This is a genomic window from Streptomyces sp. NBC_00483 (assembly GCF_036013745.1).
Taxonomy (GTDB): Bacteria; Actinomycetota; Actinomycetes; order Streptomycetales; family Streptomycetaceae; genus Streptomyces.
Genome location: NZ_CP107880.1, coordinates 7,847,915 through 7,870,083, shown reverse-complemented (window position 1 = coordinate 7,870,083; position 22,169 = coordinate 7,847,915). Strand labels below are relative to the sequence as shown.

Sequence of the window (22,169 nt, the reverse complement as noted above, 5' to 3'; positions counted from 1 at the left end):
CTACAGGAGTTCCGCCACCTCCGCCAGCACCCGCGCCGCCGGCGCCGGGTCGACCAGCCACTTCAGGTGCGAGCTGTCGAGGGTGCGGACCCGGAAGGGGTTGTCCGGGGTCAGCGCGTCGCCCTCGCGGATCAGCCGGTCCTGGAGGGCGGGCGGCAGGCTCGTGTCGCGCGAGAGGCGTACGTACGTCTTCGGGATGCGGCCCCACGTCGCGGCCTGCGCGCGGTCGTCCTCGGTGCCGACGTCGAGGTTCTCGTCCGGCTGGAAGGTGTTGAGGAAGGTGCGGAACTCGTCGTCGGTGCCGTCGGCGATGAAGGCCTCCCTGAACGCGTCGAGCGCCTTCTCGTCCGCGGTGCGGAAGTTGACGCGCAGCAGCCCGAGTTCGGCCGGGTCGCCCGCCATCGCAAGGCCCAGGGAGGCGGCGTCGACCGAGGCCATCTCCGGTTCGGCGTAGTAGGCGCCCACGGTGAGGTCGACCGGGCACCAGGACGCCACGTAGACGATGTGGTCGATCAGGTCGGGCCGCTGGTTGGCCGCCGCCGTGGCGGTGGCGCCGCCGCGGCTGTGCGAGACGAGGACGACCGGGCCGTTCTCCTTGGCCCGTTCCAGGACGCCGATCAGGTGCGCGGCGTTGTCGGCGAGGGTGACTCCCTTGATGACGCCCGGCGTCGAGGCGAGGCCCGCCGCGTCCTGCGGGGCCTGGTACGCGGCCGGGTAGGTCGCCGCGAAGCCGTGTCCCGGCAGGTCGACGGCGGCCGAGCGGTGCCCGAGCAGACCGAGTTCCGCCTGGAGCGGCGCGAAGGAGAAGGAGTTGGCGAACGCTCCATGGACGAGGACGTACGTCGGGTGCACAGGCACGCTCGCTTTCTGACACTTCCAGGACCGCATGTGGCGGTCTTATGGACCGGATGCGTCGATCCTATGCGGCGGGCGGGGCCCGTGCCGCGCTCTTTTATGCGGCGGGCGGCGCCTGTGCCGCGCTCTCCCTGATGGTCAACTCCGGGGTCAGCAGCACGACTTCCTCGGCCGAGCCGCGGCCCTCGATCTGCGCGACGATCTGTTCCACCGCGCGCCGCCCCATCTCCTGCGCGGGCACGGCGACCGAGGTGAGCGGCACCGACGCGTGCCGCGCGACCTGCTCGGGGCAGACCGCGACGACCGACACGTCCTCGGGGACCGCCCGCCCGGACTGGCGCAGCAGCGCGAGCAGCGGGTCGGTGGCGGCCTCGTTCTGCACGATGAACGCGCTGGTGCCGGGGCGCTCGTCGTAGATCCGTGACAGTGTCGCCGACACCGAGGCGTAACTGCCCTCGCAGGGGCGGTGCAGGAGCCGCAGGCCGAGTTCGGCGCTGCGCTCGCGCAGGCCCGTCAGCGTGCGCTCGGCGAAGCCGGTGCGGCGCTCGTAGACGGCGGCGGCCTCGCCGATGACGGCGATCTCGCGGTGCCCGAGACCCGCGAGGTGGTCGGCGCACAGCGCGCCCGCGGCGGCGAAGTCCAGGTCCACGCAGTTGAGTCCGTTGGTGTCGGCCGGCAGGCCGATGAGGACGGCGGGGCGGCTCGCGGTGCGCAGCAGCGGCAGCCGCTCGTCGTCCAGCTCGACGTCCATGACGATCACGGCGTCCGCCAACGCGCTGCCCTCGATGCGGCGCACGGCCTGGGCGCCCTCCTCGCCGGTGAGCAGCAGGATGTCGTAGCCGTGGGTGCGGGCGGCGGTGGCGACCGCCGTCGCGATCTCCATGATCACCGGTACGTACATGTCGGTGCGCAGCGGCACCATCAGGGCGATGATGTTGGACTTGCTGCTGGCAAGGGCGCGGGCCCCGGCGTTGGGGTGGTAGCCGAGCCGGCGCACGCTCGTCTCGACGCGCTCGCGGGTGGCCGCCGAGATGGACCGCTTGCCGCTGAGGACGTAACTCACGGTGCTCGCGGAGACTCCGGCGTGCCTGGCGACCTCTGCGAGCGTGACCATGGGGTTCTCCTGAAGCCGAGTCCGGGGGGTGGGCGGGAGCGCGCCGGCGCCGGCGGGTGCCGCCCGTCGTTCGGCATGCCGACCCTATGATTTGCGCAGGGTGCCTGTCCAGAAGTCCGTCGAAGCGCTTCGACGCCCTGGTGGGCACCAGGCGAGCCACCAGGGAGGACACGTATGACCGACGCCACCCCCACCGCCCCCATACGCACCGCATCGGGCCGGGTCCGCGGGCTCACGCAGGGAGCGCTGAGCGTTTTCCGCGGCATTCCCTTTGCCCAACCCCCGGTCGGGGCGCTGCACTTGGCGGCGCCGGAGCCGGCGTTGCCGTGGGACGGGGTGCGGGACGCGTTCGACTTCGGGCCGCCGCCCCCGCAGTCCCTCGTGGGTGGGCTGACGGGCCGCCCGGTCCCGGAGGGCGAGGACTGGCTGACGGTCAACGTGTGGTCCCCGGACCTCGGCGCCGCGGGCCTGCCGGTGATGGTCTACGTGTACGGAGGGGCGTACGTCAGCGGGTCCTCGGACGGGCCGCACTACGACGGCTCCGCGCTCGCCGCCCGCGGCGCGGTCGTCGTGACCCTCAACTACCGCGTCGGCGCCGAGGGCTTCGGCGTCTTCGACGGAGCGCCCGCCAACCGGGGACTGCTCGACCAGGTGGCGGCGCTGCGCTGGGTGCGCGAGAACATCGCGGCGTTCGGTGGCGACCCGGAGCAGGTCACCGTGTTCGGGGAGTCCGCGGGCGCGGGCTCGGTGGCGTCGCTGCTCGCGATGCCGTCGGCGAAGGGTCTGCTGCGCCGCGCGGTGGCGCAGAGCGTTCCGGGCACGTTCTTCACGCTCGACCTCGCGCGGGACATCGGCGCGGCGATCGCGGAGCGGCTCGGGGTGCCGGGCGCGGGGGCCGCCGAGCTCGCCGCGGTCGCGCCGAAGACGTTGCGCGACGCCACCGACGACCTGGTCCGCGCGCTGCCCTCGTACGCGGACCGCTGGGGCCGCGTCGCCCACACGGCCACCCCGTTCTCGCCGGTGGTCGACGGCGAGGTGCTGCCCGTCACCCCGTGGGAGGCGCTCGCGGGCGGCGCCGCGCGCGACGTCGAGCTGCTCGTCGGGCACAACCGGGACGAGTACCGGCTGTTCTCCATCATGGCGGGCCGGTACGGGAAGACGACCGAGGAAGAGGCGGCAGCGGCACTGCTCCGGTTCGGTCCCGGGCCTACCGCCGAGGCCGACTACCGGGCCGCGTATCCGGCCGCGGACCCGACGCTGCTGCACGAACTCGTCATGTCCGACTGGCTGTTCCGGATGCCGTCGCTGCGCCTGGCCGAGGCACAGGACGCGGGCGGCGGGACCGCGTACGCGTACGAGCTGTGCTGGGCGGCGCCCGGCGCGGGCGGCACGATGGGCGCCGCCCACGCGTTGGACGTGCCGCTCGTCTTCGGTGCGCTCGAATCGGACTTCGGCGGCCTCTTCCTGGGTGGTGGACTCCCGGCCGAGGCCGTGGCGTTGTCGCAGGAGATGGGCGCCGCGTGGGCCGCGTTCGCGAAGGACGGGGACCCGGGGTGGGCGCCGTTCACCGCCGGCGAGCGCTCGACCCGTGTCTTCGACGCCCCCTCGCACACGGGCCCGTACCCGGAGGAGGCCTCGCGGCTGCTGTGGGAGGGCTTCGACTTCGCGCCGCTGGACCTGGAGCCCGGCGTGACCGCGCCGGAGCGACGCGCCGAGGGCTGAGCGATTCGAAGGCGGTTCCGCGCCTACCGTCTCTGGCATGAAGAAACGCGCGCAAGTGTCCCTCGTGCTGCTCGCCGGGGCCTCCGGGGCCGTGGACGCGCTCGCGTTCACGGCCCTCGGACACGTGTTCGCCGGCGTGATGACCGGGAATCTCGTACTGCTCGGCATCTCGGCGGGCCACGGCTCGGGCCACGACGTCACCGGGCCGCTGTACGCGCTCGGCGGGTACGCGGTGGGGGCGGCCACAACCGCCTTCGTGTGCCGGGGCATTCGGGAGGCGCGGACGACGGAGTGGCCGGGCCGGGTCGTCGCCTGCCTCACCGCGCAGTGCCTGCTGCTCGGCTTCGTCGCCGTGGCGGGCGGCCTGCTCCACGGGGATCCGGTCGGGGCCTGGCGGACCGTGCTGCTCGTGGTCGCCGCCGTGGCGATGGGCGCGCAGTCCGCGGCGATGGTGGTCGCGGGGTCGGGTGCCGCGCCCACCACGTATTTCACGGGGACGCTGACGACACTCGTGACCGGGGCGGTCGACGGGTCCGGACGCGACCGGGAACAACTGTGGGTGATCGGCCGGTTGTTGGCCGTGATCGGCGGCGCGGCCTGCGCCGTAGCGGTGCGGGAGGCCGCAGCGCCGTGGGGATTCGTGCCGCCGGCCGTCCTGACCGCCGCCGCGGTCGCGTGCCAGAAACCTGCACACCGAATGCGCAGGGCAGTCACGGAGCTTCGCAAAAAAACATTGCCCCATACAAGCACCGCACGCCATTGATGCACGCCTGTCCCCCTTTGCTGTCCTGCGACACAGGGAGTTCACATTCCTCTCCGTGAAGAATGTGAAGGACGTGCCACCCAGCTGTGAACACCCAGGCACACGAAGGCAATTGGCCTCCCGGATCCCCTATGAATGGACCCGGTCGGATTAGCTGAGCGACGCGTCAACATGCTTTGATCCTCCGCATCGCATGACGGCCGCAGGGATTCGCAGCCACCGATTTCCAGCGCGCCCCGCGAATTTTGAAATACCCGGACATACCCAAGAAGGGCGGCTCATCATGAGCAAGCACATCGAGACCGTTGAGATCTCGGACGCCGACCTCGACAACGTCTCCGGCGGTCTCGTCGGCGGCCTCGTCGGCCAGGTTCAGGGCACCGTTGACGGCATCGCCCCGGTTTCGGGCACCGTCTCCTCCGTCACCAACACGGTCGAGGGCCTCACCGGCCTGAACACCGGCGCCGTGACGGGCCTCGTCGGCGGCGTGACGGCCGGCCTCTGAGTCGGATTCGATCCCTCGGGATCACCGCGCCACCTCCTGACGGGTGGCGCACCCCAAGCCTCGGGACCCCGTGTCCCGGGGCTTTCGGGGTGTCCGGGTACGGGGCCTTCAGGTCCGGCCCGGTATGGAAGCTAGGTAAGGAAAGACTCCGTGCAGTTCCGCCAACAGGCCCTGTCCAAGCTGCAGTCGCCGGAGGAGCTCGATCTGCCGGTGCGCCTCGCGCGGCCGCAGGGACTGCTCGTACTCGCCGTCACCGTCGTCGTGATGGTCGCCGCCTGCGTCTGGGCCGTCACCGGTTCGGTGTCCTCGACGCTCAAGGCCAACGGCATCCTCACGTACGCGCAGGGCAGCTACGTCCTGCAGACCCCCGTCACCGGGCAGGTCACCGGCCTGTACGTGAAGGAGGGCCAGCGGGTGCGGGCGGGCGCGCCGATCCTCAAGGTGCAGACCGCGCAGGGCAACCGGGCCGTGCGGGCCATCGACGCCGGGCGGGTCACGGCGCTCGTCGCGCGGATCGGCTCGGTCGTCACGACCGGCTCCGACGTGGCGACGGTGGAGAAGACCGGCTCGACGCGTGATCCGCTGCTCGCGATGCTGTACGTGCCCGCCACCGGCGCGGGGAACGTGGACAAGGGCTCCGACGTCGACCTCAACGTGCCGCAGGCGCAGCAGTACGGCGTGCTGCGCGGGACGGTCAAGGCCGTCGGCCGCGCCGCCGAGACGAAGCGGCAGGTCACCGATTTCGTCGGGGACAGCTCGCTGGCGGGCGAGTTCACGAAGGGCGGGGCCCGCGTCCCGGTCCTCGTCGAGCTCACCAAGGCGGACACCAAGTCCGGGTACGCCTGGTCCTCCGACGGTGGGCCGCCCTATCCGCTCGCCTCCATGACCCTCGCCTCCGGCTCCGTACACCTCGCCGATCAGCGCCCGATGGATTGGCTGAAGCCGTGACCACGACCTCCCTCCCGCCCGCCGGTCACCGCCCGGACCGCCGCCGCGCGCGCCCCGCTCCCCCGCCGGCCAAGCGCCGCCGCAAGGTGCGCACACCAACGGTGCTCCAGATGGAGGCCGTCGAGTGCGGCGCCGCGGCGCTCGCGATGATCCTCGCGCACCACGGCAGGCACATCCCGCTGGAGGAGCTGCGCATCGCGTGCGGCGTCTCGCGGGACGGCTCGCGCGCCTCCAACCTCCTGAAGGCGGCCCGCAGTTACGGCATGACCGCCAAGGGCATGCAGATGGAGCCGGCCGCGCTCGCCGAGGTGCAGGGCCCGGCGATCCTGTTCTGGGAGTTCAACCACTACGTCGTCTACGACGGCATGGGCCGCCGCTTCGGGCGGCGCGGCGTGCACATCAACGACCCCGACAAGGGCCGCCGCTTCGTGCCGATGGAGGACTTCGACACGAGCTTCACGGGTGTCGTTCTCGTCCTGGAGCCGGGCGACGACTTCCGTACGGGCGGGCGCAAGCCGGGCATCATGACGGCGCTGCCCGCACGGCTTCGCGGCACCACCGGCACGATGCTCGTCGCGCTGCTCGCGAGCCTGCTGCTCGTCGGCGTGGGCGCGGCGGTGCCCGCGCTCAGCAAGACGTACATCGACCTGTTCCTCATCGGCGACCAGACCTCGCTGCTCGGCGCGCTGTTCGCGTCGATGGGCGCGATGGTGGCGCTGACCGCCGTCCTCACGTGGCTGCAACAGATGAATCTGCTGCGCGGCCGCATCATCTCCTCGACGCTGAGCAGCGCCCGCTTCTTCGGGCATCTGCTGCGCCTGCCCGTCACGTTCTTCTCGCAGCGCAGCCCGGCCGACCTGGTGCAGCGCCTCCAGTCCAACGACGCGGTCGCCGAGACCCTGGCCCGCGACCTGACGGCGGCGGGCGTCGACGGGATCGTGGTGCTGCTGTACGCGGCGCTGCTGTACTCGTACGACCCGCAGCTCACGGCCGTCGGCGTGGGGATCGCGCTGCTGAACGTGGTGGCGATGCGGATCGTCGTGCGGCTGCGGGCGACGGGCACACAGAAGCTGCGCGCGGACACGGCGCGGCTCACCAACACCTCGTACACGGGCCTCCAGCTCATCGAGACGATGAAGGCGACCGGCGGCGAGAACGGCTACTTCCGGCGGTGGGCGGGCCAGCACGCGACGACCCTTGAGGAGCAGCAGAAGCTCGGGGTGCCGAGCGCGTGGCTCGGCATCGTCGCGCCGACCCTCGCGACGCTGAACAGCGCGCTGATCCTGTGGATCGGCGGCATGCGGGCCGTCGAGGGCCATTTGTCGGTGGGTCTCCTTGTCGCCTTTCAGGCGCTCGTGACCCGCTTCACGGCGCCGCTGACCCGGTTGAACGGCGTCGCGGGCCGCATCCAGGACTTCGCCGCCGACGTGGCCCGCCTCAAGGACGTGGAGAACTTCCCCGTCGACCAGCTGTACGCGCGCCCCGAGCAGGTGCAGAGCACGCGCCGGCTGCGCGGCCACATCGAGCTGGACGGCATCACGTTCGGCTACAGCCCGCTCGACAAGCCGCTCCTGTCCGGCTTCTCGCTGACGGTGGGGCCCGGCCAGCAGGTGGCGCTCGTCGGCGGCTCCGGCAGCGGAAAGTCCACGGTCTCCCGCCTGATCTCCGGCCTGTACGCGCCGTGGGAGGGCGTCATCCGGATCGACGACCGGCGCCTGGACGACATCCCGCGCGGCGCGCTCGCGGCCTCGGTGTCCTTCGTCGACCAGGACGTCTTCCTCTTCGAGGGCACGGTCCGCGACAACGTCGCGCTGTGGGACCCGTCGATCTCCGACGAGGCCGTCGAGGAGGCGCTGCGCGACGCGTGCCTGTACGACGTGGTGGCGCGCCGCCCCGGCGGTGTGCGCGGCCGGGTCGAGCAGGACGGCCGGAACTTCTCCGGCGGGCAGCGCCAGCGTCTGGAGATCGCGCGGGCCCTCGTGCGCCGTCCCAGCATCCTCGTGCTCGACGAGGTGACCAGCGCGCTCGACGCGGAGACCGAGCAGACGGTCATGGACAACATCCGGCGGCGCGGCTGCGCCTGCGTCGTGATCGCGCACCGCCTCAGCACGGTCCGCGACAGCGACGAGATCGTGGTCCTCGACCACGGCCAGGTCGTCGAGCGCGGCCGCCACGAACACCTGGTGCGGGCCGGCGGGCCGTACGCCGAGCTGGTCAAGGAGCACTGACATGACCGACCTGCACCAGGAGTTCACCTCCTCCGACCAAGTGGTGGCGGCCTTCGGCGGCCTGGGCGCCCCCGTCGACTGCACGGACCTGCGCAGCCTGCCGCTGGAGGGCCCGCACGTGCTGTGGCTCGTCGCGGGCGGCGCGCTCGACCTGTTCGCGGTGGACGCGCAGAGCCAGGGGCACTGGCACTTCCTGGGCCGCCTGGAGCCGGGCACGCTGCTGCTCGGCCCGGTCGAGGGCACCCAGCACACGCTCGTGGGGCGGCCGTTGAGCGGCTGCGCGGTGCGCCGCATCCCGCTGCGCGAGCTGCCGTACGCGCCGCCGGCCTCCTATGACGCGGCCGGTTCGTACGGCTGGAGCCTGCTGGAGGAGGCCTTCGCGCTCGGGGTCGGCCGCGGGCAGCAGGTCCTGTTCGAGGCGCCGCTCGACGGACGCGCCGTCGGCGCACACGACGTGCAGGGGGACTCCTTCCTCGGCGACGACGACGTGCTGTGGCCCCAACTGGCGCCCGGCAGCGTGCAGTACGGGTCCGCCTACGCGGCGGACGCGGCGGCCGATCTGCTGGTCGACACGGGCCTGTGGCAGCGCATGGTCAACCAGCAGTGGCGGCTGCTCTCCACGCTCGACCGCTGGATCGAGCGCCTGGAGAGCGCCCACGAGGACCGCGCCGCCGCCGGCATCCGCGCGGGCGAGGCCGTCCGCGAGCAGGCCGACCGCACCCTGCTGGCGTCCATGGGCACCAAGCGCGGGCGCCGGAACTCCTCCGACGCGGGCGCCGACGCCACGTACGCGGCCTGCAAGGTCGTCGCGGACGCGGCGGGCATCCGGCTCGTCGACCCCGACCACGTGGGCGCGGTCAGCGACCGCCTCGACCCGGTCGAGCAACTCGCCACGGCCTCCCGGCTCCGCACCCGCCCCGTACGGCTCGCCGGGGACTGGTGGCGCCGCGACGCGGGCCCGCTGGTCGGCTACCGGGCCTCGTCCGGGGCCCCGGTCGCGCTGCTGTACCGGCGCGGCGGATACGAGACGGTGAACCCGGCAGGCGACCGGCGCACCCGCGTCGACGAGGACAACGCGGAGGACTTCGAAGAGCGGGCGATCATGCTCTACCGCCCGCTCCCCGACGGCGATCTGACCCCGCTGCGGCTGATGCGCTTCAGCGTGCAGTCGATGACGAAGGACATCCGCAGGCTGCTCCTTGCGGGCCTGGTCACGGTGGGCCTCGGCGCGCTCGTGCCCATCGCGACCGGCCAGGTCCTCGGCACGTACGTCCCCAACGCACAGACCAGCCTCATCACGCAGGTCTCCCTCGCGGTCGTGGTCACCAGTGTGGTGACGGCGGCGTTCATGCTGCTGCAGAACCTCACGGTGCTGCGCATCGAGGGCAGAGTGGAGAGCGTCCTCCAACCGGCGGTCTGGGACCGGTTGTTGAGGCTCCCGACGCGCTTCTTCGCGTCCCGCTCGACGGGTGAGCTGGCGAGCGCGGCGATGGGCATCAGCTCGATCAGACGGCTGCTGTCCGGCGTGGGCCCGATCGTCGTCCAGTCGACGACGGTCGGCGCGATGAACCTCGTCATGCTCCTCCTTTACAGCGTCCCGCTGGCGATGGCGGCGCTCGGCATGCTGGTCCTGGTCGCGGCCGTCTTCCTCACGCTCGGCCTGCTCGAACTGCGCTGGCAGCGCCGCCTGGTGAAGCTCGGCAACAAGCTCAACAACCAGGCGTTCCAGACGCTGCGCGGGCTGCCGAAGCTGCGGGTCGCGGGCGCGGAGAGCTTCGCGTACGCGGCGTGGGCGAAGGAGTTCGCGCGCACCCGGGAGTTGCAGCGCAGGGCAGGACGCATCAAGAACGCGACGACGGTCCTCAACTCGGTCTATCTCCCGCTGTGCTCGCTCGTGATGTTCATGCTGCTCGCGGGGCCGGCCCGCGGCTCCATGTCGGCGGCGTCCTTCCTCACCTTCAACACGTCGGTGACGATGCTCCTGACGTCGGTGACCCAGCTGACCGGCGCGCTGATCTCGGCGGCCGCGGTCCTGCCCATGTTCGAGCAGATCAAGCCGGTGCTCGACGAGAAGCCCGAGGTCCGCGAGGCGGCCACGCAGCCGGGCGAGCTGACCGGCGCCCTGGAGGCGCGGGGCGTCTCCTTCCGCTACACCGACGACGGGCCGCTGGTCCTCGACGACGTGAACGTGTCCATCCAGCCCGGCGAGTTCGTGGCGGTGGTCGGCGAGAGCGGCTGCGGCAAGTCCACGCTGCTGCGCCTGCTGATCGGCTTCGACGCCCCGGCGTACGGCAGCGTCCTGTACGACGGTCAGGACCTCTCGGCGCTCGACCAGGCGGCGGTGCGGCGCCAGTGCGGCGTCGTCCTTCAGAACGCCCAGCCGCTGAGCGGGTCGATCCTCGACTGCATCTGCGGCGCCGAGTCCTTCACGCAGGAGGAGGCGATGGCGGCGGCCGAGATGGCGGGCCTCGCGGAGGACATCAAGCGGATGCCGATGGGGCTGCACACGATGATCTCGGGCGGCGGCGCGGTCTCCGGCGGGCAGCGTCAGCGGCTGATGATCGCGCAGGCGCTGATCCGGCGACCGCGGATCCTCTTCTTCGACGAGGCGACGAGTGCGCTCGACAATGAGACGCAGCGGATCGTGATCGACAGCACGAAGGCCCTCCGGGCGTCGCGGGTGGTCATCGCGCACCGGTTGTCGACGGTCATGGATGCGGACCGGGTTGTTGTGATGTCGGCGGGGCGGGTGGTCCAACAGGGGTCGCCCGAGGAGCTGTTGGCGGATACGGGTGGGCGGTTGCACGAGTTGGTGCGGCGGCAGATGGCGTGACGCCGGGGGCGCCGCCCCTACAGCCAGCCCCGTTCGTCCGCCACCCGCACCGCCTCCATCCGGTTGCGCGTGCCGGTCTTGGCGATGACGGACGACAGGTAGTTGCGCACGGTCCCCTCCGAGAGGAACAGGGCCGCCGCGATGTCCGCCACCGTGCCGCCCGCCCGCGCCGCGTGCAGCACGTCCCGTTCCCGCCGGGTCAGCGGGGACTCGCCGGCCGCCAGCGTGGCCGCGGCGAGGTCCGGGTCGACGACCCGCTGGCCGCGGGCCACCCGGCGGACGGCATCGGCGAGGACCTCGGGCGGCGCGTCCTTCACCACGAACCCCAGCGCGCCTGCCGCCATGGCCCGCCGCAGATACCCCGCCCGCCCGAACGTGGTGAGCACGACGACGCGGCACTCCGGCACCTGTTCGGCCAGGTCCGCCGCCGCCTCGAGCCCGTCGCGCCCCGGCATCTCGATGTCGAGGAGCGCGACGTCGGGACGGTGCGCCCGCGCGGCGGCGACGACCTTGTCGCCGCGGTCGACGGCGGCGACGACCTCGAAGTCGTCCTCGAGATCCAGCAGCGCGGAAAGGGCGCTGCGGATGAGGTCCTGGTCGTCGGCGAGCAGCAGCCGGATCATGCGGACTCGTTTCCTTCGTGCGCGGGGGCGGGGTCGCGCGGGGATCCTTCGTACGCGGAAGCGCGGTCGTGCGGGCTGCCTTCGTACGCGGGGGCGAGGGCGGGGTCGCGCGGCGACGTGGGCACGGACACCCGCAACACCCAGCCGCCCTCCGGTCCCGGCCCCGCCCGTACCGCTCCGCCGGCGGCCGCCGCCCGCTCCCGCAGCCCGGTCAGCCCGTTGCCCGCGGCGGCCGTGCCGCCCACGCCGTCGTCGCGGATCTCCACGGACGCCGGGGTCAGCTCGACGGTGCAGCGGGTCGCCCGCGCGTGCCGGACGACGTTGGTCAGGCCCTCCCGTACGGCCCACCCGAACAGTTCCCTGCGGTCCCCGGCAGGCGCGTCGGTCGCCGAGGGCAGCTCCGCCTCGATCCCGGCGGCCCGCAACAGTTCGCGCCCGCGGGCCAGTTCACCGGCGAGAGTCACCTCCCGGTAGCCCGTGACCGCGGCCCGCACGTCTCTCAGGGCCTGCCGGGAGAGCTGCTCGACCTCGGTGATCTCGTCGATGGCGCGCGGCGACCCCTGCGCCGCGAGCCTGCGGGCGAGTCCGCTCTTCACGGTGATGACGGTGAGCGAGTGGCCGAGCAGGTCGTGCAGATCGCGGGCGATCCGGTCCCGTTCGGCCTGGGACGCGAGGTCGGCGACCTCGGCGCGGGCCGCGACGAGCGCCCGGTTCGACAGGGTGATCTCCCGGAACGCGTACACGGTGAGCGCGGTGAAGACGATGGCGATGGCCTCCAGCCAGCCGAGTCCGCTGTGCCAGGGCCGCACAGCCCACGGCACGACGAGCGCGGCGAGGGCCGCGGCCGCGATGACCACGAGTCCGTGCCGCGGCAGGAGCGCCGCGGTGAACGAAACGAGCACCGCGCACAGGAAGAAGGCGTACTCGTGGGCGAAGGGCAGCGTCGCGAGGAAGAGGGCGGTCATCACGCAGCCGAGCACCGCCGTGATCCGCCGCTCGGCGCCCCGGCCCAGCATCGCCATGGCGGCTGCGTAGCAGCAGCAGAACGCGACCAGGAGGGCGTAACCGGCGACGGCCGCCCCGCCCGTGGCGTACTGGGCGACGCCGACCGCCGTCACGATCGGATAGGCGAGCATTCCGGCGGCGAGTCCCGCCCGCCGCCAGCCCTGGGACCAGCGCTGCGGATCACGGTCCGCGGCCCCGGTCCCCTGCTCCTCCATGGCGGGCACGCTAACACCGCCGACGACCTGCGGCATCGTCACCGGGAGGGGAAGTGGGCGCGGACGCCCCGGCCGTTGGCGATGATCACGACACCGAGCAGCAGCAGCCCGCACACGCTCTGCTCGACACGCAGCCACACCGGGAAGAGACCGGGCAGCGCGACGATCACCACGACGGCCACGAGCATCACGGCCGTCACCAGCCGCAGCCGGAGGTAGGCGCGGCGCGAGCCGCGGGCCGCGTGGGCGGCGAAGGCGTAGGTGAACACGGCGCTGGCGACGACGAGGACCGTGCGGGTCCACACCGCGTCGTCGACGACCGAGGAGTCGTCGCGCAGCAGGACCACGGCCACGAGGGTCGCGACGCTGAGCGCGAGATACGCGGCGACGAGCCGCTTGACGGGGCGAAGGGCCTGATGGGTGGGTACCGGAGTGTCCATGGGTTCATGGTCGGCGCGGAGCCGGTCGCGGCGGCAGTGAGCCCGTCCACGACCCGCCCATGACATTTGTCAGGGTTCCCGGGCGGCGCCGGTGGCTTCTTCCCGGCCGTCCAGGGCCTCCGCGCCGAACAGCACCCGCATCGCCACCTCACGGTAGTGGCGTACGTGGTGGAGGGCGCGGTCGGCCGCGAGGTCCACGTCTCCCGTCCTGATCGCCTCGTACAGGGCCTGATGTTCCTCCCACACCGCGTGCGGGTCGTCGACCTGTTGGAACAGCCAGCGCATCCGGCCTTCCAGAGGTTGCAGGGTGCTGGCGAGCAGCGTGTTGCCCGCAATCTCCACGATGTGGTGGTGGAAGTCCGTGTTCGCGCGGGAGATGCGGGCGGGCTTCCCGGTGCGGGTGGCCCGCTCCGCGCTGGTCAACAGCCGTCCCAGCGCGGCGATCTGCGGCTTCTGGGCCCGCTCCGTGGCGCGCCGCACGGCGAGCACCTCCAGGGCCTCGCGCAGGTCGAAGAGGTCGAGCACGTCCTGGAACGCGAGCTGCTTGACGACGATCTTGCGGGCGGAGACCGCCTCCAGGAAGCCCTCGCTGAGCAGCACCCTGATCGCCTCGCGCACCGGGATCCGGGACACCCCGAACTCCTCGGCGACGTCCCGCTCCAACAGCCGGTCCCCCGGCCGCAGTTGGCCGGAGATGATCCGGTCCCTGATGCCCTCGCAGACCTGATCGCGCAGCCAGCCCGGCTCGCCGGACCCCGCCTGTGCCATGCGCCCTCCCCCCGTTTCCTCCCCGTGAATTGATGCTCACGGTATACCAACGCCTTGACGGACGACGGTCCGATCCGCTTTCTTTGGTATGCCATAGCTCGTGCACTGCACGTCACAAGCGTGCCCACCTGTCCGGACCGTGGACCTTCGGGGTCCCGTCAACAGAGGGTTTGCCATGCAGTCAGCCAATCCGCCGCAGGTCGCCGACGCGGCCGCACCGGACACGAGAACCACCAAGTCCCCGCCCAGCCGCACGCGTTGGAAGGTGTTTCTGCTCCTCCTCGGCATCGTCACGCTGAACTACATCGACCGCGGCTCCGTGTCCGTGGCGCTGCCGCTGATCACCAAGGATCTGCATCTGTCGAAGGAGGTCACCGGCTTCGTCCTGAGCGCGTTCTTCTGGACGTACGCGCTGATGCAGATCCCCGGCGGACGGCTGATCGACCGGTTCGGGCCGCGCCGGATGGCCGGCGGCGCCACCATCGGCTGGGGTGTCGCGACCGGCGCCACGGCGGCCGCCACCGGCGTCGGCTCGCTGCTCGCGGCCCGGCTCGCGCTCGGCGCGGTCGAGGCCCCGGTGATGCCGGCCGGCGGCAAGCTGAGCGCGCACTGGCTGCCCGCGAAGGAACGCGGGCGCGGCGCGGTCCTCATGGACGGCGGCGCCCCGCTCGGCTCCGCGCTCGGCGGCATCGCCATCTCCGGGCTCATCGCCTGGACGGGCAGCTGGCGGATCAGCTTCGTCGTCGCGGGCGCGGTGACCGTGGCGGTCGGCTTCCTCGCCCTGCGCTACCTGCGCGACACCCCGCGCGAGCACGCGGGCGTGAACGAGGCAGAGGCGACGTACATCGAGCGGGCGCACGCCGCCGAGGACGCCGCCGCGCCCGGCGAGGACCGGCCGGCGAAGCTGCGCGACTACGTCAAGTACCGCTCGTTCTGGGGCATGTGCCTGGGCTGGATGGGCTTCAACGGCGTCTTCTACGGGCTGCTCACCTGGGGCCCGCTGTACCTGTCGGAGACCAAGGGCTTCGACATCAAGTCCATCGGCTGGTCCACGCTCGTCATCTTCGGCGCCGGGTTCGTCGGCGAGCTGATCGGCGGCTGGCTCGCCGACCACTGGCGCTCGCGCGGCACCGCGGCCAACACCGTGCTGCGCACGCTGATGGGGATCGCGGGCGCGGCCGTGACGGCGGGCCTGCTCGGCGTCGTACTCGTTCCGGACGCGATGACGGCGGTCGCGCTGCTCTCCGTCGTGCTGTTCTTCCTGCGCTGGGCGGGCCTGTACTGGGCGCTTCCCTCCACGCTCGGCGGTCGCGCCAACGCGGGCGTGGTCGGCGCCGCCATGAACCTGTCCGGCAACATCGCGGGGATCGTCACGCCCATCGCCGTCGGCTTCATCGTCGGCGGCACCGGCTCCTACACGTGGGCGCTGCTGTACTTCGTCGGCGCGGCGCTGCTGTTCACCGCCGCGTCCCTGGTCATCGACTACTCGAGGAGGCTCGTCGTCCGATGAATCATCCGGTGAATCATTCGTTGAGCGAGAACCGTCGCCCGTTGCGCGTAGGCATGCTCACGCCGTCCTCCAACACCTGCCTCGAACCCGTGACGTACGGGCTGTTGCAGGGCGCGCCGGGGATCGCCACCGCGCACTTCGCGCGGGTGCCGGTCACCCGGATCGCCCTCGACACGGGCAGCGACGCCCAGTTCGCCCCCGAGCCGATGCTCGCGGCGGCCCGGCAGCTGGCCGACGCCAAGGTCGATGTCCTGGTGTGGAACGGGACGTCGGGGTCCTGGCTCGGTATCGAGCGGGACCGCGCCCTCGCCGCCGCGCTCACCGCGGAGACCGGCATCCCGGCGACGACCTCGACGCTCGCGCTGCTCGACGCCTGCGCCGCCTACGGGGTGAGCAGGCTCGGCCTCGCCCTGCCCTACACCCGCGACGTGGCCGACGCGATCGTGTCGACGTACGCGAAGGAGGGCCTGGAGTGCGTGCTCGCGGAGCCCTTCGGCGAGCACGACAACGAGGCCTTCGCCCGGATCCCGCCCGCCGACGTGGCCCGCCAGATCGAGGCGGCGGCCACCGACGGAGCGCAGGCCGTCGCCGTCGTCTGCACGAACGTGTACGGCGCCTTCGAGGCGGACCGGCTCGAACGGGCCCTGGATCTCCCGGTGTTCGACTCGGTGAGTGCGACGCTGTGGCGGGCGCTCGACCTTGCCGGGGCGCGTCCGTCGTGGTCCGGGCACGGGCAGTTGCTGCGCGACGGCAGTCTGCGCGCACAGGTTCAGAGCACTTTGGAGTCGCTGCTGGCGGCGACCGGCGCCGACCGCACGACGTTCCGCGTCGACCTGCCCGAACACGGGCTGCACGTCGACCTCACCGCGGGCGAGGCGCTTGGCCCCGGCGTGCGCTCCATCCGCCGCGACGCCTCGCTCGACCAGCGCCGCCTGAACACGGTCGAGTGGCTGGAGGCCGAGCGCCGGGCGCTGGTGCAGCCGCACTTCCGCGAGGCCCCGCACCCGCCCGAGGCACTGATCGACGTATACGGCGTACGCGCGCAGATGCTCTCGCCCGTACAGACCGACACCGAACAGACCGACATCGCGCGGACCGACATCGCACAGACCGGCACCGCACAGTCCCGCACCCCGCTCACCGGCTGGATCTCCGTCCACAGCACCCGCGAGCGCGACTGGACGGACACCGACCGACAGGCCCTCGCCGCGGCCACCACCGAACTCACCGCCCAACTCCAGTAACTTGAGGAGCAGTTCACCCATGCCCAAGGACATCCAGATAGCCCTCGGGGTCGACGTCGACGCGGTCGCCGGCTGGCTCGGCTCCTACGGAGGCCAGGACTCCCCCAACGACATCCAGCGCGGTGTCTTCGCCGGCGAGATCGGCACCCCGCGCCTGCTCAAGCTCTTCGAGCGCTACGGCATCCGTACGTCGTGGTTCATCCCCGGCCACTCCATCGAGACGTTCCCCGAACAGACCCGGATGGTCGTGGACGCGGGCCACGAGGTCGGCGCGCACGGCTACTCGCACGAGAACCCGATCGAGATGTCGCCGCAGCAGGAGGAGGACGTCCTCGCCAAGTCGGTCGAGCTGATCGAGCAGTTCACGGGGCGCGGCCCCAAGGGCTATGTCGCACCCTGGTGGGAGATGTCGGAGTCGACGGCGGCCCTGCTCCACAAGTACGGCTTCTCCTACGACCATTCGCAGAACTACCGGGACTTCACCCCGTTCTACGCCCGCGTCGGCGACTCCTGGACGAAGATCGACTACACGGGCGACGCCAAGGACTGGATGAAGCCGCTCGTGCACGGCCACGAGGTGGACCTCGTCGAGTTCTGCGGCAACTGGTACGTCGACGACCTGCCGCCCATGATGTTCAACAAGCACGCCCACAACAGCCACGGCTACGTCTCGCCGCGCGCCCTGGAGCAGGACTGGCGCGACCAATTCGACTGGGTGCACCGGGAGTTGGACTACGCCGTCCTGCCGATCACGCTCCACCCGGACGTCTCGGGCCGCCCCAACGTCCTGCTGATGCTGGAGCGCTTCATCGAGTACGTCTCCGGCCACGAGGGCGTGTCGTTCGTGACCCTGGAGGACGCGGCCGACACCTTCCGGCGCCGCTTCCCGTTCGGGGGCACGGAGCGCCCGGCCGACATGCGCTGATCCTTTACACGGTGGCAACGGGGGGTGCTCCAGCGGAAACGCGGTGCGCCCTCCCGTATAACAAGCGGCTTCTACCTTCACTCGCGTTTGCGGTATACCAACCGGTCCTCACCCTCACGGAGGGGCACATGACCAGCGCAGAAGAGTACGAACACGCACCAGTTCCGCCCACCGCCCGCAAGAGCCTCCCGTCGGTGGCCGCCGTCTGGTTCGGCTTCCCGATGAACCTCGGCAACGCCGTCTTCGGCGGCGTGATCGTCTACAACCTCGGCCTCGTCCACGGCCTGCTCGCGATCCTCGTCGGCAACCTCGTCCTGTTCGGCTACGTCGGCGCCCTCAGCCACTACGCGGGCCGCACCGGCAAGAACTTCGCCCTCCAGGCCGCCGACACCTTCGGGCGCCGCGGCAGACTCGCCGCGGCCGGGTTCCTCGCCACCGTCGTGATCGGCTGGTTCAGCTTCCAGGTCGGCCTCACCGGCACGACCCTTCAGGACACGCTCGGCTGGACCCCGCTGTGGGGCGCACTGCTCGGCTGCGCGATCTACACGCTGCTCACCGTCGCCGGGATCCGCGCCCTCGCGCTCGTCGGCGCCGTCGCGACGCCCCTGTTCGTCGTCCTCGGCGCGATCGCCGTCGGCTACGGCGCGGGCCACACCTCCGCCTCCGACGCCCTCACCTATCAGGGCGTGGGCGGCACCCTCGGGTTCGGCGGGGCCGTCGCCATCGTCATCGCCGGGTTCGCCGACTCCGGCACCATGACGGCCGACTTCACCCGCTGGTCCAGGAGCGGGCGCAGCGCGGTCGCCGCCACCGCCTTCGCCTTCCCCTTCGCCAACTTCGTCGCCTACGCGCTCGGGGGCGTCGTCGTCGCGATCGGCGGGTCCGCCGATCCCGCGGCCGACGGCGGCGGCTTCCTGCCCCTGCTCACCGGTCACGGCCCGCTGCTCACGGCGCTCGCGGTGCTGTTCGTCTTCGTCAACCTCGGCTCCGTCGCCTCGCACTGCCTCTACAACGGCGCCGTCGGCTGGGCCGCGCTCACCCCCGCCAAGATGCGCCCGCTCGCGCTCGGCCTCGGTCTCCTGGGCCTGCTGTTCGCACTGAGCGGGGCGTGGGGCCACTTCGTGGACTGGCTGAACCTCCTGGGCGTGTTCGTGCCGCCGATCGGCGCGGTGCTCATCACCGACCAGTACCTGCGCCGCAAGGGCCGGGCGGCCGTCGTCCGGGACTACCGGTGGGGCGCGCTCGGCGCGTGGGCGGCCGGGGCCCTGGCCGCGGGGCTCGCGCACTACCTCCTGCCCGGCTCCGTCGATCCACTGTTCGGCATAGTGGTCGCGGCGGTCGTCCACGTCCTGGTCGAGCGTCGTACGGCGCCGCGGCCCACCCCTGCCGAGCCCGCCGTCGACGTGGCCGGCACCACCACCGTCTGAACCGGAACAACGGAAAGGCCCCCACGTGAACCCCACCGACGCCGCCGAGATCTGCCGCCTGTCCGCCACCGAGACCGCTGCGCTGATCCGCTCGCGGGAGCTGTCCCCCGTCGAGGTCACGGACGCGGTGCTCGACCGGATCGACGCCGTGGACGGGGAGCTCGGCGCGTTCTGCACGCCCACGCCCGACCTGGCCCGGGCCGCCGCCCGGCGGGTCGCGGACGACATCGCCGCGGGCCGTGACACGGGCCCGCTGGCCGGTGTCCCGCTCGGCGTCAAGGACCTGATCTCCACCAAGGGCATCCGTACGACCTCGGGCTCGCACGCGTACGCGGACTTCGTGCCGGACGAGGACGACATCGTGGTGGAGCGGTCGGTGGCGGCGGGCGCCGTCGTCCTCGGCAAGACCAATGCCACCGAGTTCGGCTACAGCGCGACCGGGCACAACCCGCTGTTCCCGGTGACCCGCAATCCGTGGGACCTCGACCGCACGCCGGGCGGCTCCAGCGCGGGTTCGGCGGCGGCCGTCGCGGCGGGGCTCGGTCCGGTGGCGCTCGGCAGCGACGGCGGCGGCTCGGTCCGCGTACCGGCGGCGCTGTGCGGAATCTTCGGGTTCAAGGCGTCGATGGGGCGGGTGCCGGTGTATCCGGGGTGCCGCGACGAGCGCTACCCCGGGGTCTCCGGCTGGGAGTCGGTCGAGCACATCGGCCCGCTGACACGCACCGTCGCCGACGCCGCCCTGATGCTCTCGGTGCTCACCGGCCCCGACCCGCGCGACCGGCACTCGATCCCCTGCGCGGACGTGGACTGGACCCGGCGCCGCCCGACCGGCCCGCTGCGCATCGCCTACAGCCAGGACCTGGGCCGGGTCGCCGTCGACCCCGAGGTGCGCCGGGTGGCGGACGAGGCGGCGCGGGTCTTCGAGAAGGACCTGGGCGCCGAGGTCGACCGGATCGACCTCCAACTCCCCGACTACAGCACGGCGTTCGGGGCGATCGTCGCCGCCGAGACCGACCTGACGGGCATGCGGGCCATGGCCGACCGGCTCGGGCCCGCGATGTCCCCGCACCTCGCGGCGCTCGTACGCACACCGTGGACAGCCGAGCAGTTCACCGACGCCAACCTGGTGCGCAAGGCGGTCGTGAACCGGGTGGCCCGGCTGATGTCGACGTACGACCTGATCCTCACCCCGACCACCTCCGTCGCGGCGTTCCCCGTCGGGGTGCAGGGCCCGGAGCTGATCGACGGGCGGATGGTGCCGACGGACCACTGGACGTCGTTCACCCCGCTCGCCAACCTCACGGGCCAGCCGGCGGCCTCACTCCCGGCGGGCCGCACGCGGGGCGGGCTCCCGGTCGGCGTACAGCTGATCGGCCGACACCTCGCGGACGGCGCGCTCCTCGACGTGTGCGCGGCCTACGAGGAGGCGGCACCGTGGCGGGACGCGTGGCCGACGGCGGTGTGACGGCAGCTGTGTGACGGCACGACCGTGTGACGACGACGCCTACCGCACATCCCCGTACTCGCTCAACACCCCTTCAGGCGCAAGCGCGTTGACGTAATGCGCCGGCCCGTGATCGTCGAAGGAGTACTTGAACGGGAGCGTCCGCGTCAGCGCAAGGCGGGCCGCGAAGAAGGCGAGGGGGGCCACGACCGCCAGGCCCGCGAGGCTGTCCATCTGGGGGTAGGGCAGGGCGGGTTCGAGCCGTTCGACCCAGCCGTCCTCGCGGGCGCGGGCCGGGATCGCGGTCATGCGGCGCAGCCGCCGCAGGGGGTTCGCCCCGGTGAGGAGGTCGCCGGGGAGTGCGACCGCATCGGCCGCCGCGTCGGCCACCGCCGTGAACACCGCGTCCACGGCCCGGCGTGGCCTACGGAAGTGGAACTCGCGGCCGAACGGGGCGTACGGGCCGACGGGGCGCGGCGGCAGCGCGGGCACCACGTCGCGGTCGTAGATGTAGCGCAGGAGGCGGTCGCGCAGCAGGTGGGTGCCGTTGCTGTCGACCGTGTCCGCGCAGGCTTGCGCCAGGTCGGGGCCGCCGATCATGGGCTGGCCGAACGTGTAGACGGCGCGCAGGCAGCGGGCGATGTGGGCGTAGCGCGGTTCGTGGACGAGGGTGACCGCCATCAGGGCCGCCATGGCCGCGCCCAGGCTGTGACCGGTGATGTAGAGCGCTTCGAGGCCGGGGCCGCGGGTGCCCTTCTCGTCGGGGTCGATGGACTCGCCGCGCACGGCGCGCTCCAGGGCCTGGAGGATCAGATAGCGGGTGGAGCGCATGTTGCGGTAGAAGCCCGCGTGCACCGCGTACTCGGCGCCGTCCAGGTCGACGGCGAGGGTCTCCGGGCGGACGTCGGCGTCCGTGAGGATGCTGATGATGTCCTCGGGCTGGGTGCCCCGGTAGCAGAGGATCGCGATCCGGCGGTCCTCGTCCTGGATCAGATAGGCCGCGGAGGCGATGTAGAGCGCGTCGACGCGCTGTTCGAAGACGCGGCACCGGTTGCGTTCCAGGCCGAGCCGTGTCGCCATCATCGCGACGGTCTCCGCGTCACCGCTCTGCGCGTGACCGGCGTACGCGTACGCGGCCAGGGTCGCCATCGTGTGCGGAAGCACACCCGCCGGATCCGGATGTTCCTTGTCCTCCCGAAGCAGGCTCGGCAGTTCGGGGTGGACGGGGAAGGTGGTCCTGCCCGGCTCGACGAACGTGGCCTCCTTGAGGGGGCGCAGGTCGGCGAAGGCGGGTCCGTGCACGATCGTCTGGCGCATGGCACCTCCCGAAGCGGGGCTGTGCAGCACACCATCGGCGCACGGCAGCGTCAAGGCGTCGTCGATCGGCCATGCGCGGGGCCCGCGGGTGGGGCGGGAGAGGGGCGGGCGACGCGCGGTGCGGGCCCATCCGGCATGGGCTGGGCCCTGACCCGCGCAAACCCCCTTGGGCGCCGTCGAGTTCGCGCGCGCGTACATGGCGGGAACGGTCGCTGCGGCAGGTCCGACGGCGCCGATACGGTCGCTGCCCTCCCCTCTGTGCCCCGCTACGCCCCCGCTCCAG

At 72.2% G+C, this 22,169-nt stretch carries 18 protein-coding genes; 11 read left to right on the top strand and 7 right to left on the bottom strand.

Annotation, left to right across the window (positions count from 1 at the left end):
- Both OHA73_RS35120 and OHA73_RS35115 read right to left on the bottom strand, forming a co-directional pair.
- Complete coding sequence (locus tag OHA73_RS35120; RefSeq protein WP_443063159.1) at positions 1-888, bottom strand: alpha/beta hydrolase; 888 nt, start codon at positions 886-888, stop codon at positions 1-3.
- Between the two features lie 64 nt (positions 889-952).
- Positions 953-1,969 carry a LacI family DNA-binding transcriptional regulator gene (locus tag OHA73_RS35115; RefSeq protein WP_327657088.1) on the bottom strand — a complete coding sequence of 339 codons (1,017 nt, stop codon included), beginning with the start codon at positions 1,967-1,969 and terminating at the stop codon, positions 953-955.
- A gap of 174 nt (positions 1,970-2,143) precedes the next feature.
- Here OHA73_RS35115 and OHA73_RS35110 point away from each other — a divergent pair, with 174 nt between their 5' ends.
- From OHA73_RS35110 to OHA73_RS35085, 6 genes are all read left to right on the top strand, one after another.
- Positions 2,144-3,691 carry a carboxylesterase/lipase family protein gene (locus tag OHA73_RS35110; RefSeq protein WP_327657087.1) on the top strand — a complete coding sequence of 516 codons (1,548 nt, stop codon included), beginning with the start codon at positions 2,144-2,146 and terminating at the stop codon, positions 3,689-3,691.
- 37 nt (positions 3,692-3,728) lie between these two features.
- Complete coding sequence (locus tag OHA73_RS35105) at positions 3,729-4,454, top strand: YoaK family protein (RefSeq protein WP_327657086.1); 726 nt, start codon at positions 3,729-3,731, stop codon at positions 4,452-4,454.
- A 283-nt stretch (positions 4,455-4,737) separates the two neighbouring features.
- Positions 4,738-4,959, top strand: a complete 222-nt coding sequence (locus OHA73_RS35100) for a type A2 lantipeptide (RefSeq protein ID WP_266715668.1) — start codon at positions 4,738-4,740, stop codon at positions 4,957-4,959.
- Between the two features lie 150 nt (positions 4,960-5,109).
- The gene (locus tag OHA73_RS35095) at positions 5,110-5,907 is read left to right on the top strand and encodes a DUF2118 domain-containing protein (RefSeq protein WP_267068491.1); all 798 of its coding nucleotides are present in this window, start codon (positions 5,110-5,112) and stop codon (positions 5,905-5,907) included.
- On the top strand, positions 5,904-8,135 hold the full coding sequence (locus OHA73_RS35090) for an NHLP family bacteriocin export ABC transporter peptidase/permease/ATPase subunit (RefSeq protein WP_266715664.1): 2,232 nt from the start codon (positions 5,904-5,906) through the stop codon (positions 8,133-8,135). The genes OHA73_RS35095 and OHA73_RS35090 overlap by 4 nt, the downstream gene beginning before the upstream one ends.
- Before the next feature lies 1 nt (position 8,136).
- A complete protein-coding gene (locus OHA73_RS35085; protein WP_327657085.1) occupies positions 8,137-10,968 on the top strand; it encodes an NHLP bacteriocin export ABC transporter permease/ATPase subunit in 2,832 nt (943 codons plus the stop codon).
- A gap of 17 nt (positions 10,969-10,985) precedes the next feature.
- Here OHA73_RS35085 and OHA73_RS35080 read toward each other — a convergent pair whose 3' ends face one another.
- The 4 genes from OHA73_RS35080 to OHA73_RS35065 form a co-directional block, all read right to left on the bottom strand.
- Entirely contained in the window at positions 10,986-11,591 is a 606-nt protein-coding gene (locus OHA73_RS35080) for a response regulator transcription factor (RefSeq protein ID WP_266715660.1), read from the bottom strand.
- Positions 11,588-12,811, bottom strand: a complete 1,224-nt coding sequence (locus OHA73_RS35075) for a sensor histidine kinase (RefSeq protein ID WP_266715658.1) — start codon at positions 12,809-12,811, stop codon at positions 11,588-11,590. The genes OHA73_RS35080 and OHA73_RS35075 overlap by 4 nt, the downstream gene beginning before the upstream one ends.
- Before the next feature lie 38 nt (positions 12,812-12,849).
- On the bottom strand, positions 12,850-13,251 hold the full coding sequence (locus tag OHA73_RS35070) for a hypothetical protein (protein WP_266715656.1): 402 nt from the start codon (positions 13,249-13,251) through the stop codon (positions 12,850-12,852).
- Positions 13,252-13,320: 69 nt separating this feature from the next.
- Positions 13,321-14,019: a GntR family transcriptional regulator gene (locus OHA73_RS35065; protein WP_266715654.1), complete on the bottom strand. Its 699-nt coding sequence runs from the start codon at positions 14,017-14,019 to the stop codon at positions 13,321-13,323.
- Positions 14,020-14,194: 175 nt separating this feature from the next.
- Between OHA73_RS35065 and OHA73_RS35060 the strand changes: the two genes are divergently transcribed.
- The 5 genes from OHA73_RS35060 to OHA73_RS35040 all read left to right on the top strand — a co-directional run bounded on the left by OHA73_RS35060 (position 14,195) and on the right by OHA73_RS35040 (position 20,590).
- Positions 14,195-15,529: an MFS transporter gene (locus OHA73_RS35060; RefSeq protein WP_327657084.1), complete on the top strand. Its 1,335-nt coding sequence runs from the start codon at positions 14,195-14,197 to the stop codon at positions 15,527-15,529.
- A 41-nt stretch (positions 15,530-15,570) separates the two neighbouring features.
- Positions 15,571-16,773, top strand: a complete 1,203-nt coding sequence (locus tag OHA73_RS35055; RefSeq protein WP_267068496.1) for a maleate cis-trans isomerase family protein — start codon at positions 15,571-15,573, stop codon at positions 16,771-16,773.
- 19 nt (positions 16,774-16,792) lie between these two features.
- On the top strand, positions 16,793-17,698 hold the full coding sequence (locus OHA73_RS35050; RefSeq protein WP_267068497.1) for a polysaccharide deacetylase family protein: 906 nt from the start codon (positions 16,793-16,795) through the stop codon (positions 17,696-17,698).
- A gap of 128 nt (positions 17,699-17,826) precedes the next feature.
- Positions 17,827-19,125: a purine-cytosine permease family protein gene (locus tag OHA73_RS35045; RefSeq protein ID WP_267068498.1), complete on the top strand. Its 1,299-nt coding sequence runs from the start codon at positions 17,827-17,829 to the stop codon at positions 19,123-19,125.
- A 25-nt stretch (positions 19,126-19,150) separates the two neighbouring features.
- Positions 19,151-20,590, top strand: coding sequence for an amidase (locus OHA73_RS35040; RefSeq protein ID WP_267068499.1), 1,440 nt, complete (start codon positions 19,151-19,153; stop codon positions 20,588-20,590).
- A gap of 39 nt (positions 20,591-20,629) precedes the next feature.
- Here the strand turns inward: OHA73_RS35040 and OHA73_RS35035 are convergent, their stop codons facing one another.
- Positions 20,630-21,886, bottom strand: coding sequence for a lipase family protein (locus OHA73_RS35035; protein WP_327657083.1), 1,257 nt, complete (start codon positions 21,884-21,886; stop codon positions 20,630-20,632).
- Between the last annotated feature and the right edge of the window lie 283 nt (positions 21,887-22,169).

Excerpts from the sequence above, each read along its gene's own strand:
- OHA73_RS35120 (WP_443063159.1), bottom strand. The coding sequence starts at position 888 with ATGCGGTCCTGGAAGTGTCAGAAAGCGAGCGTGCCTGTGCACCCGACG.
- OHA73_RS35085 (WP_327657085.1), top strand. The coding sequence starts at position 8,137 with ATGACCGACCTGCACCAGGAGTTCACCTCCTCCGACCAAGTGGTGGCG.
- OHA73_RS35100 (WP_266715668.1), top strand. The coding sequence starts at position 4,738 with ATGAGCAAGCACATCGAGACCGTTGAGATCTCGGACGCCGACCTCGAC.
- OHA73_RS35045 (WP_267068498.1), top strand. The coding sequence starts at position 17,827 with ATGACCAGCGCAGAAGAGTACGAACACGCACCAGTTCCGCCCACCGCC.
- OHA73_RS35110 (WP_327657087.1), top strand. The coding sequence starts at position 2,144 with ATGACCGACGCCACCCCCACCGCCCCCATACGCACCGCATCGGGCCGG.
- OHA73_RS35070 (WP_266715656.1), bottom strand. The coding sequence starts at position 13,251 with ATGGACACTCCGGTACCCACCCATCAGGCCCTTCGCCCCGTCAAGCGG.
- OHA73_RS35080 (WP_266715660.1), bottom strand. The coding sequence starts at position 11,591 with ATGATCCGGCTGCTGCTCGCCGACGACCAGGACCTCATCCGCAGCGCC.
- OHA73_RS35050 (WP_267068497.1), top strand. The coding sequence starts at position 16,793 with ATGCCCAAGGACATCCAGATAGCCCTCGGGGTCGACGTCGACGCGGTC.
- OHA73_RS35105 (WP_327657086.1), top strand. The coding sequence starts at position 3,729 with ATGAAGAAACGCGCGCAAGTGTCCCTCGTGCTGCTCGCCGGGGCCTCC.
- OHA73_RS35060 (WP_327657084.1), top strand. The coding sequence starts at position 14,195 with ATGCAGTCAGCCAATCCGCCGCAGGTCGCCGACGCGGCCGCACCGGAC.
- OHA73_RS35035 (WP_327657083.1), bottom strand. The coding sequence starts at position 21,886 with ATGCGCCAGACGATCGTGCACGGACCCGCCTTCGCCGACCTGCGCCCC.
- OHA73_RS35065 (WP_266715654.1), bottom strand. The coding sequence starts at position 14,019 with ATGGCACAGGCGGGGTCCGGCGAGCCGGGCTGGCTGCGCGATCAGGTC.
- OHA73_RS35075 (WP_266715658.1), bottom strand. The coding sequence starts at position 12,811 with ATGGAGGAGCAGGGGACCGGGGCCGCGGACCGTGATCCGCAGCGCTGG.
- OHA73_RS35115 (WP_327657088.1), bottom strand. The coding sequence starts at position 1,969 with ATGGTCACGCTCGCAGAGGTCGCCAGGCACGCCGGAGTCTCCGCGAGC.